Source organism: Ruegeria pomeroyi DSS-3, assembly GCF_000011965.2.
Lineage (GTDB): Bacteria > Pseudomonadota > Alphaproteobacteria > Rhodobacterales > Rhodobacteraceae > Ruegeria_B > Ruegeria_B pomeroyi.
Genome location: NC_003911.12, coordinates 854,225 through 868,805, shown reverse-complemented (window position 1 = coordinate 868,805; position 14,581 = coordinate 854,225). Strand labels below are relative to the sequence as shown.

General features: G+C 66.8%; 12 protein-coding genes. 10 read left to right on the top strand and 2 right to left on the bottom strand.

The features are described from left to right. Together SPO_RS04200 and SPO_RS04195 are read right to left on the bottom strand one after the other, a co-directional pair. Complete coding sequence (locus SPO_RS04200) at positions 1 to 1,704, bottom strand: NAD(P)H-dependent oxidoreductase subunit E (protein ID WP_011046582.1); 1,704 nt, start codon at positions 1,702 to 1,704, stop codon at positions 1 to 3. A gap of 84 nt (positions 1,705 to 1,788) precedes the next feature. Further along, positions 1,789 to 2,670 (bottom strand): LysR family transcriptional regulator, encoded by an 882-nt coding sequence (locus tag SPO_RS04195; protein ID WP_044027919.1) that lies wholly within the window; start codon positions 2,668 to 2,670, stop codon positions 1,789 to 1,791. A 149-nt stretch (positions 2,671 to 2,819) separates the two neighbouring features. On the opposite strand from SPO_RS04195, the gene SPO_RS04190 reads away from it, so the two are divergent. The 10 genes from SPO_RS04190 to SPO_RS04145 all read left to right on the top strand — a co-directional run bounded on the left by SPO_RS04190 (position 2,820) and on the right by SPO_RS04145 (position 14,578). Continuing rightward, positions 2,820 to 3,647, top strand: coding sequence for an FAD binding domain-containing protein (locus SPO_RS04190; RefSeq protein WP_011046580.1), 828 nt, complete (start codon positions 2,820 to 2,822; stop codon positions 3,645 to 3,647). After that, entirely contained in the window at positions 3,647 to 6,391 is a 2,745-nt protein-coding gene (locus tag SPO_RS04185) for a molybdopterin-dependent oxidoreductase (protein WP_044027917.1), read from the top strand. The genes SPO_RS04190 and SPO_RS04185 overlap by 1 nt, the downstream gene beginning before the upstream one ends. Continuing rightward, on the top strand, positions 6,384 to 7,877 hold the full coding sequence (locus tag SPO_RS04180; protein ID WP_011046578.1) for a hypothetical protein: 1,494 nt from the start codon (positions 6,384 to 6,386) through the stop codon (positions 7,875 to 7,877). Before SPO_RS04185 ends, SPO_RS04180 begins: the two co-directional genes overlap by 8 nt. After that, positions 7,874 to 8,743: a UPF0280 family protein gene (locus tag SPO_RS04175; RefSeq protein ID WP_011046577.1), complete on the top strand. Its 870-nt coding sequence runs from the start codon at positions 7,874 to 7,876 to the stop codon at positions 8,741 to 8,743. Before SPO_RS04180 ends, SPO_RS04175 begins: the two co-directional genes overlap by 4 nt. Then, positions 8,736 to 9,317, top strand: a complete 582-nt coding sequence (locus SPO_RS04170; protein WP_044027915.1) for an amino acid synthesis family protein — start codon at positions 8,736 to 8,738, stop codon at positions 9,315 to 9,317. The genes SPO_RS04175 and SPO_RS04170 overlap by 8 nt, the downstream gene beginning before the upstream one ends. Beyond that, the gene (locus tag SPO_RS04165; RefSeq protein ID WP_011046575.1) at positions 9,314 to 9,895 is read left to right on the top strand and encodes an amino acid synthesis family protein; all 582 of its coding nucleotides are present in this window, start codon (positions 9,314 to 9,316) and stop codon (positions 9,893 to 9,895) included. Before SPO_RS04170 ends, SPO_RS04165 begins: the two co-directional genes overlap by 4 nt. 92 nt (positions 9,896 to 9,987) lie before the next feature. Further along, positions 9,988 to 11,202, top strand: coding sequence for an ABC transporter substrate-binding protein (locus SPO_RS04160; protein WP_044027914.1), 1,215 nt, complete (start codon positions 9,988 to 9,990; stop codon positions 11,200 to 11,202). Positions 11,203 to 11,269: 67 nt separating this feature from the next. Next, on the top strand, positions 11,270 to 13,114 hold the full coding sequence (locus SPO_RS04155) for an ABC transporter permease (protein ID WP_011046573.1): 1,845 nt from the start codon (positions 11,270 to 11,272) through the stop codon (positions 13,112 to 13,114). Continuing rightward, on the top strand, positions 13,111 to 13,884 hold the full coding sequence (locus SPO_RS04150; protein ID WP_011046572.1) for an ABC transporter ATP-binding protein: 774 nt from the start codon (positions 13,111 to 13,113) through the stop codon (positions 13,882 to 13,884). Before SPO_RS04155 ends, SPO_RS04150 begins: the two co-directional genes overlap by 4 nt. Next, positions 13,877 to 14,578: an ABC transporter ATP-binding protein gene (locus SPO_RS04145; RefSeq protein WP_044027912.1), complete on the top strand. Its 702-nt coding sequence runs from the start codon at positions 13,877 to 13,879 to the stop codon at positions 14,576 to 14,578. The genes SPO_RS04150 and SPO_RS04145 overlap by 8 nt, the downstream gene beginning before the upstream one ends. Positions 14,579 to 14,581: the final 3 nt, after the last annotated feature.

Genomic DNA, 14,581 nt, shown 5'->3' with positions numbered 1-14,581 from the left:
TCAGATCTCCTCCGCGAAGTGTTTCATGGTCAGCCGGATCGGGTTCGGCGCCGCCTGGCCCAGACCGCAGATCGAGGCATCCGCCATCACCTGGCACAGCTCTTCCAGCAGCGGCTGGTCCCAGTGTTCGGCCTGCATCAGCTTGACCGCCTTTTCGCAGCCCGCCCGGCAGGGGGTGCACTGGCCACAGCTCTCGTCCTCGAAGAAGCGCAGCATGTTCAGCGCCGCGTCGCGCGCGCTGTCCTGCTGGCTCAGCACCACCACCGCCGCCGAGCCGATGAAGCTGCCATGGGGTTGCAATGTGTCGAAGTCGAGCGGAATGTCGTCCATGCTCGCCGGCAGCAGGCCCGAGGACGGGCCGCCCGGCTGATAGGCCTTGAACACATGGCCCGCCGCCATGCCGCCCGCCGCCGCGATCACGTCGCGGATGGTCGAGCCCGCCGGCAGCAGATGCACCCCCGGCCTGGCCACCCGGCCCGAGACCGAATAGCTGCGCAGGCCCTTGCGGCCGTTCTTCTCGATCGAATTCAGAACCTCCGGCCCCTCGCGGCAGACCCGCGCAACCCAATGCAATGTCTCGATATTATGGACCAGCGTCGGACGGCCGAACAGCCCCACCTGCGCCACAAAGGGCGGCCGGTGCCGGGGCAGGCCACGCTTGCCCTCGATGCTCTCGATCATCGCGCTTTCTTCGCCGCAGATATAGGCGCCCGCGCCCCGGCGCAGGTCGATATAGCCTTTGGCCACGATCCCGGCCGCCTCCAGCGCCGCGATCTCGCGCCGCAGGATCTCCAGCACGGCGGGGTATTCGTCGCGCATGTAGATATAGCAGGTCTCGGCCTCGACCGCCCAGGCCGCGATCAGCATGCCCTCGAGGAACAGATGCGGCACCCGCTCCAGGTAATAGCGGTCCTTGAAGGTGCCCGGCTCGCCCTCGTCGCCATTCACCGCCAGGTAACGCGGACCCGGATTGGCCCGCACAAAGCCCCATTTGCGCCCCGAGGGGAAACCCGCGCCGCCCAGGCCGCGCAGGCCCGCCGCCAGCACGCTGTCCTGCACCGCTTCCCAGTCGCCGCCCGCGCGCAGCCCCTTGAGCACCGCGTAACCGCCCGCCGCCGCATAGGCATCGAACCCCTCGTAATCGGGCAGATGCGCATGGGTGTCGCCCGCCGCAATCGCCGCCCGCACCTTTTCCGGCGTGGCGTGATCGATATGGTTATGGCCCAGCTCCAGCACCGGCGCCGTGTCGCAGCGCCCCATGCAGGGCGCCCGCAACACCCGCACCTGGCCCGGATCGAGCCCCTCTTCCAGCGCCGCGCGCAGCTGCTCGGCCCCGGCCAGCGCGCAGCTCAGCGAATCGCAGACCCGGATCGTCAGCGCCGGCGGCGGTGTCTCGCCCTCCTTCACCACGTCAAAATGCGCGTAAAAGGTTGCGGTCTCGTAAACCTCCGCCTGCCCCAGCTTCATCTCGAACGCCAAGGCCGCAAGATGATCCGCCGAAAGATGCCCGTAAACGTCCTGGATCAGATGCAGGAACTCGATCAGCAAATCCCGCCGCCGAGGACGATCCCCCAACACACCCCGAACAGCCGCCAACGCCTCATCGCTGTAAACACGACCCTTCGGCAATCGACGCCCACGACCACGTCCACTCTTCCATACGCCCGGTTCGCCGCCCGCAGATTTGCTGTCCAATGGTGCCATGTCGCCCTCCGTTCAGAGCCCGTCTCTCATCAGAAGAACGTATCGTCAAATCGGATTTTTCTATTGCACGATAACGACACCTTATCAGCGCAATGAGGCGACCACCTGCCGCAGCGCCGTTACGGTGGGCAGTTCCGGATCCCGCTCCAGCGTAGCCAGTGCGATGGGCTTGGACACTTCGGGATCGACCAGCGGCAACACCCTGGTACCCCGCAGATCGCCCAGCGCCCGGATCAGAACGCGCGGCACAACTGTCGCCGCCAACCCCTCGCGCGCCATCACCATCGCGGCGGTAAAGCCGCTGGTCTCGGCGACGATGCGCGGATGCAGCCCCTGTTCGGCGAATATCCGGTCAAGGATACGCCGGTTCTGCATCTGCGGTTCCAGCAGGCACAGCGGGAAGTCGGCCACCCGCGCCCAGGGGATCGGTCCGGTCGCCTCAGTCAGATGGGCGGGCACCAGCAGCACATAGGTTTCCTCGTAAAGCGGCTGCACATGGCGCAGGTCGGTGCCGATACTGTCGCCATAGGTGATGCCCGCATCGATGGTACCCTCGTCCAGACCCTGCTGGATCGCGGTGGCCGACATCGAATCGATCCGCGCCACGATGCGCGGATGGGCCTGGTGCAGCCGCCGGACCAGCCGCCCGGTAAAGGCCAGCGCGGTCGGGATCACCCCCAGGATCAGCGCGCCCGAGATCTCGCCCCGGATCGCCGCCACCTCCTGTTCCAGAGCCTTGGCATCGCCCAGGATGCGGCGGGCGCGGCGCACGATCATCTCGCCCTCGTCGGTCAGGCCCTGAAACCGGTTGGCCCGGCGCACGATGGTGACGCCCAACCGCTCTTCGAGATTGCGGATCCGCATCGAAAAGGCCGGTTGCGAGATACCGCATTCCTCGGCCGCCTTGGCAAAGTGACGATGCCGCGCCAGGGCGCTGAGCAATTGCAGGTCGCGCAGTTCGATCAAGTCTCTGTTCCCGGTCCGCTCCGTGCGCCACAATAGAGCAGACTGCCCGTAACGACAGCCCGGTTTCCAACAACCAGTTGACACGAATCGAAACCGGGAAATACCGTTAGCGTACAAATGAAATTCACCGGACGGACGAGACCACGCTCATGGCCTATCACGCCCCTGCCTTGTTGAAGGACGCGCTTGACCGTCTTGCGAAGGGGGATGTGCGCGTTGTCGCGGGTGGCACCGATGTCTATCCGGCGCAGGGAACGGCGCCGTTTGACCGGGATATCCTTGACCTGACACGGATCACGGCCCTTCAGGGTATCAGCCGAGGGGCAGAGGGTTGGCGCATCGGGGCCACCACCACATGGACCCAGATCGCGCGGGCCGACCTGCCGCCCGCCTTTGACGGCCTGCGCGCCGCCGCGCGCGAGGTCGGCAGTATCCAGATCCAGAATGCAGGCACGGTAGCGGGTAACCTGTGCAATGCCTCGCCCGCCGCCGACGGGGTGCCACCGCTGCTGACGCTGGAGGCGCGGGTCGAGTTGACCTCGTCCACCGGCCAGCGCGTGCTGCCGCTGGCAGAGTTCCTGACCGGTGTCCGCCGCACCGCCCTGCAACCGGGAGAGCTGGTCAGTGCCCTTCTGCTGCCCAATCCACCCACCCATGCGCGTGGCGCCTTCACCAAGCTGGGCGCGCGGCGCTATCTGGTGATTTCCATCGCCATGGTGGCGGTGGTGGTCGGCTGCGATGCAAGGGGACGGATCGACCATGCCTGCGTTGCGGTGGGCGCCTGTTCACCGGTGGCGCAGCGGCTGAGCAGGCTCGAGGCCGATCTGATCGGCCAGCGCCCGCAGGACGTAACGGTCGGGCAAGGCCACCTCGCGCCGCTCTCGCCCATCGACGATATTCGCGGCAGCGCCGGATACCGGCTGGACGCGGTGGCCGAGCAGATCATCCGCGCCATCCGCGCCGCAGGAGGACAGTGATGGACCGTCCCTTGTCCACGACAACGGATTTCACCCTGAACGGCGCGCTCACAAGCGCCAGCCCGCAACCGGGTGAGCGCCTGTCGCGGATGCTGCGCGAGCGTTGCGGCGCGCGCGAGGTCAAGGTGGGCTGCGACGCGGGCGATTGCGGCGCCTGTACCGTGCTGGTCGACGGCGCCCCGGTCTGCGCCTGCCTGACGCCCGCGCATCAGGTGGCAGGCCGCCGGGTGGACACCCTCAGGGGGCTGTCGAACGATCCGGTGGCAGAGCGCCTTTCCGACAGTTTCCTCGCCCATGGCGCGGCGCAATGCGGCATCTGCACGCCGGGCATGATGGTGGCCACGACCGCTCTGCTGCGCGAAACCCCGGAGCCGACCGAGACGCAGGTGCTGGATGCGCTTGGCGGCGTGCTGTGCCGCTGCACCGGTTATCGCAAGATCATCCAGGCGGTGATGCGGGCGGGCGCGCCTCTGCTCGCCGCCCCTGCGGGGGACGGGCATTCCGGCACGGCCATCCCCCGGCTCGACGGCGCGGGCAAGGTGGCGGGGACCGAGGCTTATGGCGACGATGTCGCCCCCGCCGGAACGCTGGAAATCCTGCTGGTCGGCGCGCCCTACCCCCGCGCGGGTTTCACACTGGGCGATATTGAGAGCTGGCGCAGCGCTCACGCGGGCGTGGTCTCGGTATTGACTGCCGCTGACCTACCGGGCCGCAACCGGTTCGGCGTGATGCCGGGGTTCGAGGATCAGCCCGTGTTTGCCGAAACGGAAACCCGGTTTCGCGGCGAACCCGTCGCCGCCATCGTCGCCCCGCCCGAGGTGGCCGCGACGCTCGACCTCGCCCTCTTCCCGGTGACATGGACCCGGCTCGACGCGGTGGAAAACATCGCGGACGCAACCGCCCCCGGCGCGCCCCAGCTGCACCCCGACCGCGCGGGCAATGTCATGGTCACCGGTTTTGTCGCCTGCGGCGATGCCGAGGCGGCGCTGGCCGCAAGCGGCGTGGTGGTCGAGGCGCGCTATGCCACCCCCTTTGTCGAACACGCCTATATCGAGCCCGAGGCGGGCTATGCCTATCTCGACGGCGACAAGGTGGTGGTGCATGCCTGCACCCAGGCCCCGGTGCTGGACCGCGACGGCTTGCAGATGGTGCTGGGCCTTGGCCCTGATCGCATCCGCATCATCCCCACCGGCGTCGGCGGCGGTTTCGGCGCCAAGCTTGATATGTCGGTGCAGCCCTATCTGGCGATTGCCGCGCTGAAGACGGGTCAGCCGGTGCGGCTGGCCTATAGCCGGGTGCAGTCGATGCAGATGAGCACCAAGCGCCACCCCTCCGAGCTGCACCTGCGCATCGGCGCCAGCACCGACGGGCGGCTCAAAGGGTTCTCCCTGCAAGGCCGCTTCAACACCGGCGCCTATGCCAGCTGGGGGCCGACCGTGGCCAACCGGGTACCGGTGCACGGCTCCGGCCCCTATTTTATCCGCGATTACCGGGCCGAGGCGCAGGGCGTCCACACCCATTGCCCGCCCTCGGGCGCGTTCCGCGGCTTTGGCGTGCCGCAGGCCGCCATTGCGCAGGAAACCCTGTTCGACGAGCTGGCCGAGAAACTGGGGCTGGATCCGCTGGAGTTTCGCCTGATCAACGCGCTGGCAACCGGCCAGCCGACCGTCTGCGGCCAGGTCTTTACCCAGGGCGTCGGCATCCGGGCCTGTTTGCAGGCCCTGAAACCCGACTGGACCCGCGAACGCGCCGCGGCCGAGGCGTTCAACGCCGGGAACACCGTCCTGAAACACGGTGTCGGCATCGCCGCGGGCTGGTATGGCTGCGGCAACACTTCGCTGCCCAACCCCTCGACCATCAAATGCGGTATCCGCGCCGACGGCACACTCGTGCTGCATCAGGGCGCGATGGATATCGGCCAGGGCGCCAATACCGTCATCACCCAGCTATTTGCCACCGCGCTTGGCATCCCGACCCACCGGATTGAACTGATCGGCCCCGATACCGACCTGACGCCCGACGCGGGCAAGACCTCGGCCTCGCGCCAGACCTTTGTCACCGGCAATGCGGCAAGGCTGGCAGGGGCGGCGCTGCGCGCCGCGATCCTGACCCGCGTCAATGCGGGGCCCGAGGCGACCCTGACGCTCGACCAGGGCCGGATCCATGTCACCGACACGGACCGCGCCCATGTGATCGACCTCACCGACCTACCCGCTGACGCCGACGGCTATGTGCTGGGCGCTACCGAGACCTATGACCCGCCCACCAAGCCGCTGGACAAGAACGGCCAGGGCGTGCCTTACGCCCAGTTCGGCTATGCCGCCCATCTGGCGGTGGTCGAGATCGACACGCGGCTGGGCACAATCCGCCCGCTCCGCTTCACCGCCGCCCATGACGTGGGCCATGCGGTCAACCCCGCTCTGGTCGAGGGCCAGGTCGAGGGCGGCATCGCCCAGGGTCTCGGCATGGCACTGATGGAGGAATACATCCCCGGCCGCACCGATAACCTGCATGACTACCTGATCCCCACCATCGGCGACGTGCCGCCCATCGAGACGCTGATCATCGAGGACCCGGACGAGCACGGCCCCTATGGCGCCAAGGGCCTGGGCGAACACGCCCTGATCCCCACCGCGCCTGCGCTCCTCAACGCGATACGCCACGCCACCGGCGTTGCCATCCGCCAGACCCCGGTCACCCCCGCCCGCCTGCGCGCCGCGCTGAAGGAGGCCGGACATGACTGAGCGTATCCGCCCCGAGAAAATCCGCTGCGACGCTTGCCCGGTGCTCTGCTACATCGCCGATGGCAAATCCGGCGCCTGCGACCGCTATGCCAACCATGGCGGCGAACTTGTCCGCCTCGACGCGCTCACCGTGATCGAAAGCGGCAGCACCCGCGTCGTGCCTTTCCTCAAGGATGCGCAGACAGGCGACGACTGGGATGGCAACATCGTCCAGCAGAACCGCGCCTTTGTCACCGCCGTGGGTGCAGGCACCACCTATCCCGATTACAAGCCCGCCCCCTTTATCGTCAGCCAACAGGTCGAAGGCGTCGACATGGTCACCGTGGTGACCGAAGGCATCTTCTCCTACTGCGGCGTCAAGGTGAAGATCGACACCGACCGCCATATCGGCCACGAACGCGACGTGGTGCGGGTCGATGGCGAACCCATCGGCCATGTGATGACCAGCGAATACGGCTCCAAGATGCTGTCGCTGGGCGGCGTCGAACACCTGACCGGCGGCTCCAAGAAAGAGGGCCGCGTCACCTGTGACGCGCTCCTGCGCCTGTGCAATTGCGAAGCGGTCGAGATGGTGATCGGCGAGCCGGGCCATGAAACCACGCTGATCGTGCAGGCCGGTCGCGCCCCCATCATCAACGGGGTCGAGGAAAAGCTGATGCGCGTCGGCTGCGGTTCTGCCGCCATCGGCATGTTCGCAAAACAATGGCTGGGCCATGCCGATGACGTGGTGGTGGTCGACGACCATATCACCGGCGTGCTCAGCGAGCATCAGGCGGGCAAGATGCTGGATGTGCCACCCACCGGCATCCGCATCAAGGGCCGCCGCTCGACCCCGGGCCGCTATTTCCAGGTGGCCGATCCCGGCACCGGCTGGGGCGGCACGAATGTCGAGGACCCGCTGGTCATTCTCAACGCCTTCAAGCCCGATGTGGCCTGGCCCGGCCTGCGGCTGATGATGGTCTCGACCACGGGCGAGCAATTCGCCTATTACGAGCTGGATGCCGATCTGGTGCCGCAACCGGTTCCGATCCCCGAGAAACTGCGCGCCTCGGCGGAGCTGATCGCGGAAAACTGCGAACCCTCGGTCTGTTCGGTCCTGTTCATGGGCGGTGCGGGCGGTAGCTTGCGCGCAGGCGTCACCGAGAACCCGGTGCGGCTGACCAAATCGGTGAAATCCTCGCTCACCCATGTCTCCTGCGGCGGGGCAGCGGCCTATGTCTGGCCCGGCGGCGGCATCACCGTGATGGTGGACGTGACCGAGATGCCCTCGAACTCCTTCGGTTATGTGCCCACGCCCGCGCTGGTGGCGCCGATGGAATTTACCATGCGGGTCAGCGATTACGGCACGCTGGGCGGCCATGTCAGCGAGATCAAACCGGTGGCACAGGTGATCTCGGAGCGCGACCGCAAGCTGGGCAAGCGCGACAGCCAGCCCGACCCAAACGCGCGCGAGAATTACCGCTGGTCGCGGGGAGAGGACGAATGACCAGAGCCGTCGCCGCCCTTCTGCCCGATGGCAAGCGGCTGCATTTGCAGCACGGCCCCATTGACCTGATCATCGGGGCCGAGGGCGGACCGGGCGCGCGCGAGGCGGCGTTTGTCACCGCGACAGCGCGGTTCGAAACGGTACTGGCCGAGCTGGTCGGTGAACTGCCGCTCCTGAAAACCGAACTTGCGCCCGACGCGCCCCTGCCCCTTGGCCCGGTGGCCCGGCGCATGGACACTGCCTGCCGCCCGCTGATGGCTTTGCGCCTCACCCGCATGGCCGCCGTTGCCGGTGCCGTGGCCGACGAGGTGCTGGCCGCGATGCTCTCCTCCACGCCGCTGACCCGCGCCTATGTCAACAACGGCGGTGACATCGCCCTGCACCTGACGGGCGATACCCGTTTCACCCTCGCCATGGCCACGCCCGACGGGCGCGACCTTGGCCGCATCTCCCTCGGTACGGGAGATAGGATCGGCGGCATCGCCACCTCAGGCCTCGGTGGCCGCAGCCTCAGCCTCGGCATCGCCGAGAGTGTCACGGTGCTGGCGCCCAGCGCGGCCGGTGCCGATGCGGCGGCCACGCTGATCGCCAACGCGACCGACCTGCCCGGCCATCCCGCGATCCGCCGCGCACCTGCCAACACGGTGAAGGACGACAGCGATCTGGGACAGCGCCCCGTTGTCACCCATTGCGGCCCCCTTGACCGCAACGAGGTCTTGCATGCCCTTGAAAACGGGCGGAAACTGGCCGTCGAAATGATCGCCAACGGACACATCCGCTCCGCCCATCTGTCCTTGCGCGGACAGAGCTGCCAAGCCGGCGCCATTCCCGTGATCGCCCCTGAAAGGAGGCTTGCCCTTGCCTGACCTGATCCTCAGAAAAACCGTTTCGGCACTGGAAGAGATCTGGCACGAGGGCGGCCCGGTGGCCGCAACCCCGCTGCGCCGGGCCTCGGTCATGAGCATCCTCAAGAACCCCTTTGCCGGGCGGTACGAACCCGAGATCCAGGGGTTCATGGAGGATCTCAAGCCGCTTGGCCTGAGTATGGCGCAACAGCTTCTGGACATGCTCGGCGGGCCCGAGCGGATCGAGGGCTATGGCAAGGGCGCCCTGATCGGCGAGGCGGGCGAGCTGGAACATGGGGCGCTCTGGCATGCGCCGGGGGGTTACGCGATGCGGCAGCTTCTGGGCAGCGCCAATGCCATCGTCCCCTCGTCGAAAAAGGTGGGCGGTGTCGGCGCCCGGCTGGACGTGCCGATCACCCATATCAACGCCTCTTACGTGCGCAGCCATTTCGACAGTATGGAGGTCGGCTGTAACGATGCGCCCCGCGCCGACGAGATGGCGCTGGTGCTGGTGATGAGCACCGGCCCGCGGGTGCATTCCCGCTCGGGCGGTCTGGAGGCCTGGCAGATCAAGGGAGAGGACGGGCTGAGATGACCAAGATCCGCAAGATCGCTGTATTCATTGAGGAAACCCGGATCGAAGCGGGCCGCGAGATATCCCCGCCCACCCGCAAGGCGGTGGCCGTGGCGGTGATCGAGAACCCGTTTGCGGGCCGCTATGTCGAGGACCTGACCGAGTTGATGGACACCGGTGCCGAACTGGGCGCGCTGTTGGGCGAACGCTGTGTTCAGGCGTTGGGGATCCGGCCCGAGCAGGCCGAAAGCTATGGCAAATCCGCGATGGTGGGCGAGAATGGCGAGCTGGAACATGCCGCCGCCATCCTGCATCCGAAACTGGGCGCGCCCCTGCGCAAGGCGGTGGAAAAAGGCGCCGCACTGGTGCCCTCGTCCAAGAAGATGGGCAGCCCGGGACAGGTGCTGGACGTGCCGTTGGGCCACAAGGACGCGGCCTATGTCCGCAGCCATTTCGACGGGATCGAGGTGCGGCTGAATGATGCGCCGCGCGCCAACGAGATCATGGTGGCGGTTGCCGTCACCGACAGCGGCCGCCCGCTGCCGCGTGTCGGGGGGCTGACCCATGACGCGGCCGAAGGCAAGGACGGCCTGAGATGAGCCTCGCGGCCTGCCCCACGGGCGGGCCGCCCAGACAGAGGCCGGAGCAACCGGCCCGTTTGAGACCAACAGATCAACCGGAGGGAAATGACATGACACTGATCAGACGTACCGTTCTGGGCGCTCTGGCCGCATTGCCGCTGGCGGCACTGACGCCTCAGATCGCCCGGGCCGCCGATACCATCGTGCTGGGCGAGGTGAACAGCTATACCCGCCTGCCCGCCTTTACCGAGCCCTACAAGAAGGGCTGGGAGTTGGCCATCGAACAGATCAACGCCGCTGGCGGCGTGCTGGGCAAGGACCTTGTCGTGGTCAGCCGCGACGACACCGGCGACCCGGCCACCGCCATCCGCATCGCCGAGGAACTGATCGCCAAGGAAGGCGCTGTGATGATCTTTGGCACCTTCCTGTCCAACATCGGACTTGCGGTCGCGGATTTCGCCAACCAGAAACAGGTGTTCTTCCTGGCCTCGGAACCGCTGTCCGATGCGCTGGTCTGGTCCAAGGGCAACAAATACACCTATCGCCTGCGGCCGTCGACTCATATGCAGGCCGCCATGCTGGCCGAACAGGCGGCCAAGCTGGACGCGGTGAAATGGGCGACCGTGGCGCCCAACTATGCCTATGGTCAGGACGCGGTCGCGGCCTTCAAGGCGGAACTGACACGCCTGCGCCCCGACGTGCAGTTTGTCGAGGAGCAGTGGCCGCCGGTCTTCAAGATCGACGCTGGCCCCACCGTGCGCGCGATCGAGGCGGCCAAACCCGACGCGATCTATAACGTCACCTTTGGCGGCGATCTGGCCAAGTTCGTGCGCGAAGGGTCGCTGCGCTACCTGTTCGACGACCGGCCCGTGGTGTCGCTGCTGACCGGTGAGCCGGAATACCTGGAGCCACTTCAGGGCGAGACCCCGAATGGCTGGATCGTGACCGGCTACCCCTCGACCGACATCGACACGCCCGAGCACAAGGCCTTTGCCGAGGCCTATATCGCCAAGTTCGGCGAGGCGCCCAAGACCGGCTCGATCGTGGGTTACAACTCGGTCCTGTCGATTGCCGCCGCGATCACCAAGGCGGGATCCACCGAGACCGAGGCCATGCTGGCCGCGATGGAAGGTCTGGAAGTGAGCAGCAGCCCGACCGGCCCGTTCATGTTCCGCGCCGCCGACCACCAGTCGACCATGGGCGCCTATGTGGGCAAGACCGCGCTGGTCGATGGCCAGCCCAAGATGGTGGATTGGTTCTATGCCGATGGTGCGGCCTATCTGCCGTCCGAGGAAGAAGCCGCCAAGCTGCGCCCGGCGGAGTGAGCCAAAAGCGACCCGAGGGGCCGCGCGCCCCTCGGGACCCTGACCTGACCAGAGGAAGACCGGCCTGATGGGCTTTTATCTCGCACAATTGCTGACGGGACTGGCGAACGCGTCCTCGCTGTTCCTGATCGCGTCGGGCTTGTCGATCATCTTCGGCGTGACCCGGATCGTGAACTTTGCCCATGGCTCGTTCTACATGCTGGGGGCCTATCTGGCCTATACGCTGGTGACCACGTTACAGGGTGGCATCCCGGGTTACTGGTTCAGCGTGCTGGCGGCGGCGGTGCTGGTGGGCGGTATCGGCTTGGTGGTGGAACTGACCATCCTGCGCCGCATTTACCGGGCGCCGGAACTGTTCCAGCTGGTCGCCACGTTTGGCGTTGTGTTGATCGTGCAGGACCTGACGCTGGCGATCTGGGGGGCCGAAGATCTGCTGGGCCCGCGCGCCCCAGGCCTTGATCGCGCCGTGCGCCTGATGGGCGAACCGATCCCCGAATACGACCTTGCCCTGATCGCCATCGGCCCCGCCGTGCTGGCCGCGATCTGGCTGGTGTTTCACCGCACCCGATGGGGCGTGCTGGTGCGCGCCGCCACCCAGGACCGCGAGATGGTGGGCGCCCTGGGCGTCAATCAGGCCTGGCTGTTCTCGGCGGCCTTCGTGCTGGGTTCGGCGCTGGCCGGGCTGGGTGGCGCATTGCAAATCCCGCGCGAGGCGGTGTCGCTGCAAATGGATCTGTCGATCATCGGCGAGGCGTTTGTGGTGGTGGTGATCGGCGGCATGGGCAGCGTCACGGGGGCCTTTGTCGCCGCCGTTCTGATCTCGGTCCTCAATGCATTCGCCATCCTGATCTTTCCGCAGATTTCCATCGTGCTGCCCTTCGTCGTGATGGCAGCGGTGCTGATCGTGCGGCCCTATGGTCTGTTTGGCCGCCCCGGCAGCGAGCATGGCGGCGCGGAAGAGCCGGAGCAGCCGCTGCGCCTCTTGGACCAGAGATCGACCATGGTGCTGCTGGCATTGGTGGCGATGCTCGCCTTCAGCCCGGCGGTGGTGTCGGATTTCACCACCATCCTGCTGGTCGATGTGATGGTGGCGACCCTGTTTGCGGTGTCGCTGCATTTCATGATGGGTGTGGGCGGCATGGTCAGTTTCGGGCACGCCGCCTATTTCGGGGTCGGCGCCTATGCCGCCGCGATGGCGACCAAGATGCTGGGCTGGGGCATGCTGCCCTCCATGGCGCTGGGTCCCGTTGCGGCGGCGCTGGCGGCACTGTTCTTTGGCTGGTTCTGCGTGCGCCTGTCGGGCGTCTATCTGGCCATGCTGACCATGGCTGCGGCGCAGATTCTGTGGGGCGTCACCTTTCAGTGGCAGGATGTCACCGGCGGCGATGACGGCATTCTGGGGGTCTGGCCCGCCGCATGGGCGAAATCCGACCAGGTCTATTTCTATCTGGCGCTGGTCCTCTGCCTGGGCGGGATCTGGCTGCTCAGACGGGTAGCGCATTCGCCCTTTGGCTATACCCTGCGCGGGGTGCGCGACAGCCGCATCCGGGCCGAGGCGATCGGCATCGACACAAGGTTCCATCAATGGATGGGCTTTACGCTCGCCGGAACGCTGGCCGGTCTGGCGGGCGCGGTCTTCGTGTTCTCCAAGGGCTCGGTCTTTCCCGACGCGCTCAGCATCGGTCACAGTATCGACGGGCTGATCATGGTCCTCTTGGGCGGCATCCATGCGCTGGCAGGGCCAGTCTATGGCGCCATGGCGATGGTGCTGATCGAGGATTGGGTCAGCCGGCTGGATTACTGGCGCTTCATCTTCGGCGGCATCATCCTGACCGTGGTCCTGCTGGCGCCTGACGGGATCGCGGGCGGGGTCCGGCGGCTGATCCAGCTGGTGCGGAGGGATGCGGCATGAGCCCGGTTCTTGAGGTCCGCGGCCTCTCCAAGGCCTTTGGCGGTTTGCAGGCCGTCGACGATGTCAGCTTTGACCTGAAACAGGGCGAGTTCCTCGCCCTGATCGGCCCCAATGGCGCGGGCAAGACCACCTGTTTCAACATGCTCAACGGTTATTTGCCGCCCAGCGCGGGCTCGGTCAAACTGAACGGGCGCGAACTGATCGGCACGCCGCCGCGCCGGATCTGGCGGCTGGGGGTCGGGCGCACCTTTCAGATCACCGCGACCTTCCTGTCGATGACGGTGCTGGAGAATGTGCAGATGGCGCTGATCTCGCATCACCGCCGGGTCTATGACCTGTTCTCGCGGGCGACCCGGCTGTTTCTGGACGAGGCGATGGCGCTGCTCGATCTGGTGTCGATGCGCGAACAGGCGGACCGGCCCTGTTCGGAACTGGCCTATGGCGACCTGAAGCGGCTGGAACTGGCGATTGCGCTGGCGCATGAGCCGGCGCTGCTCCTCATGGACGAGCCCACGGCCGGCATGGCCCCGTCCGAACGGGTGGCGCTGATGGCGCTGACGGCGGATATCGTGGCGCGCGGGCATGTCTCGGTCGTGTTCACCGAACATGACATGGACGTGGTGTTTGCCCATGCCCACCGGATCCTGGTGCTCAACCGCGGCCAGCTGATCGCCGAGGGCACCGGCGCCGAGATCCGCGCCAACCCGCTGGTGCAAGAGGTCTATCTGGGCGGTGGCCGCCTGTTCGACAAGGAGGGCGCCCATGCTTGAGATCGACGGGTTGACCGCCCGCTATGGGCGGGCGCAGATCCTGAACGGCGTGTCGCTGACACTGGGCCGCAACGAGGTGGTGGCGCTGTTGGGCCGCAACGGCGCGGGCAAGTCCACCACCATGAAATCGGTGATGGGTCTGGTACGCCAGACCGGCGGCAGCATCCGCCTTGACGGCACGAACATCCTGGGCCGGGCGTCGCATCTGATCTGTCGCGCCGGGATCGGCTATGTCCCCGAAGACCGACGCATCTTTGGCGAGCTGACGGTCGAGGAGAACCTGGAGGTGGGCCGCCGCCCGGCCCGCGAGGGCGCGCCGCACTGGTCGGCCGACCACCTGTTCCAGCTGTTCCCCAACCTCGCCGAGCGCCGCCAGAACCTGGGCAAGCAGCTGTCGGGGGGTGAACAGCAGATGCTGAGCATCGCCCGCACCCTGATGGGCAACCCCGCGCTGGTGCTGCTGGACGAACCCAGCGAAGGCATCGCCCCGGTGATCGTCGAGCAGATGGCCAATGTCATCTCGGAACTCAAACGCGAGGGGCTGTCGGTGCTGCTGTCCGAACAGAACCTGCATTTCGCGCGCGAGGTGTCGGACCGGGCCTATATCATCGAAAAGGGCACGATGCGCTACGAGGGGGATTTTGCCGATCTCGACGCCCGCCCCGAGGTCTCGGCACAGTATCTGGCGGTCTGACGG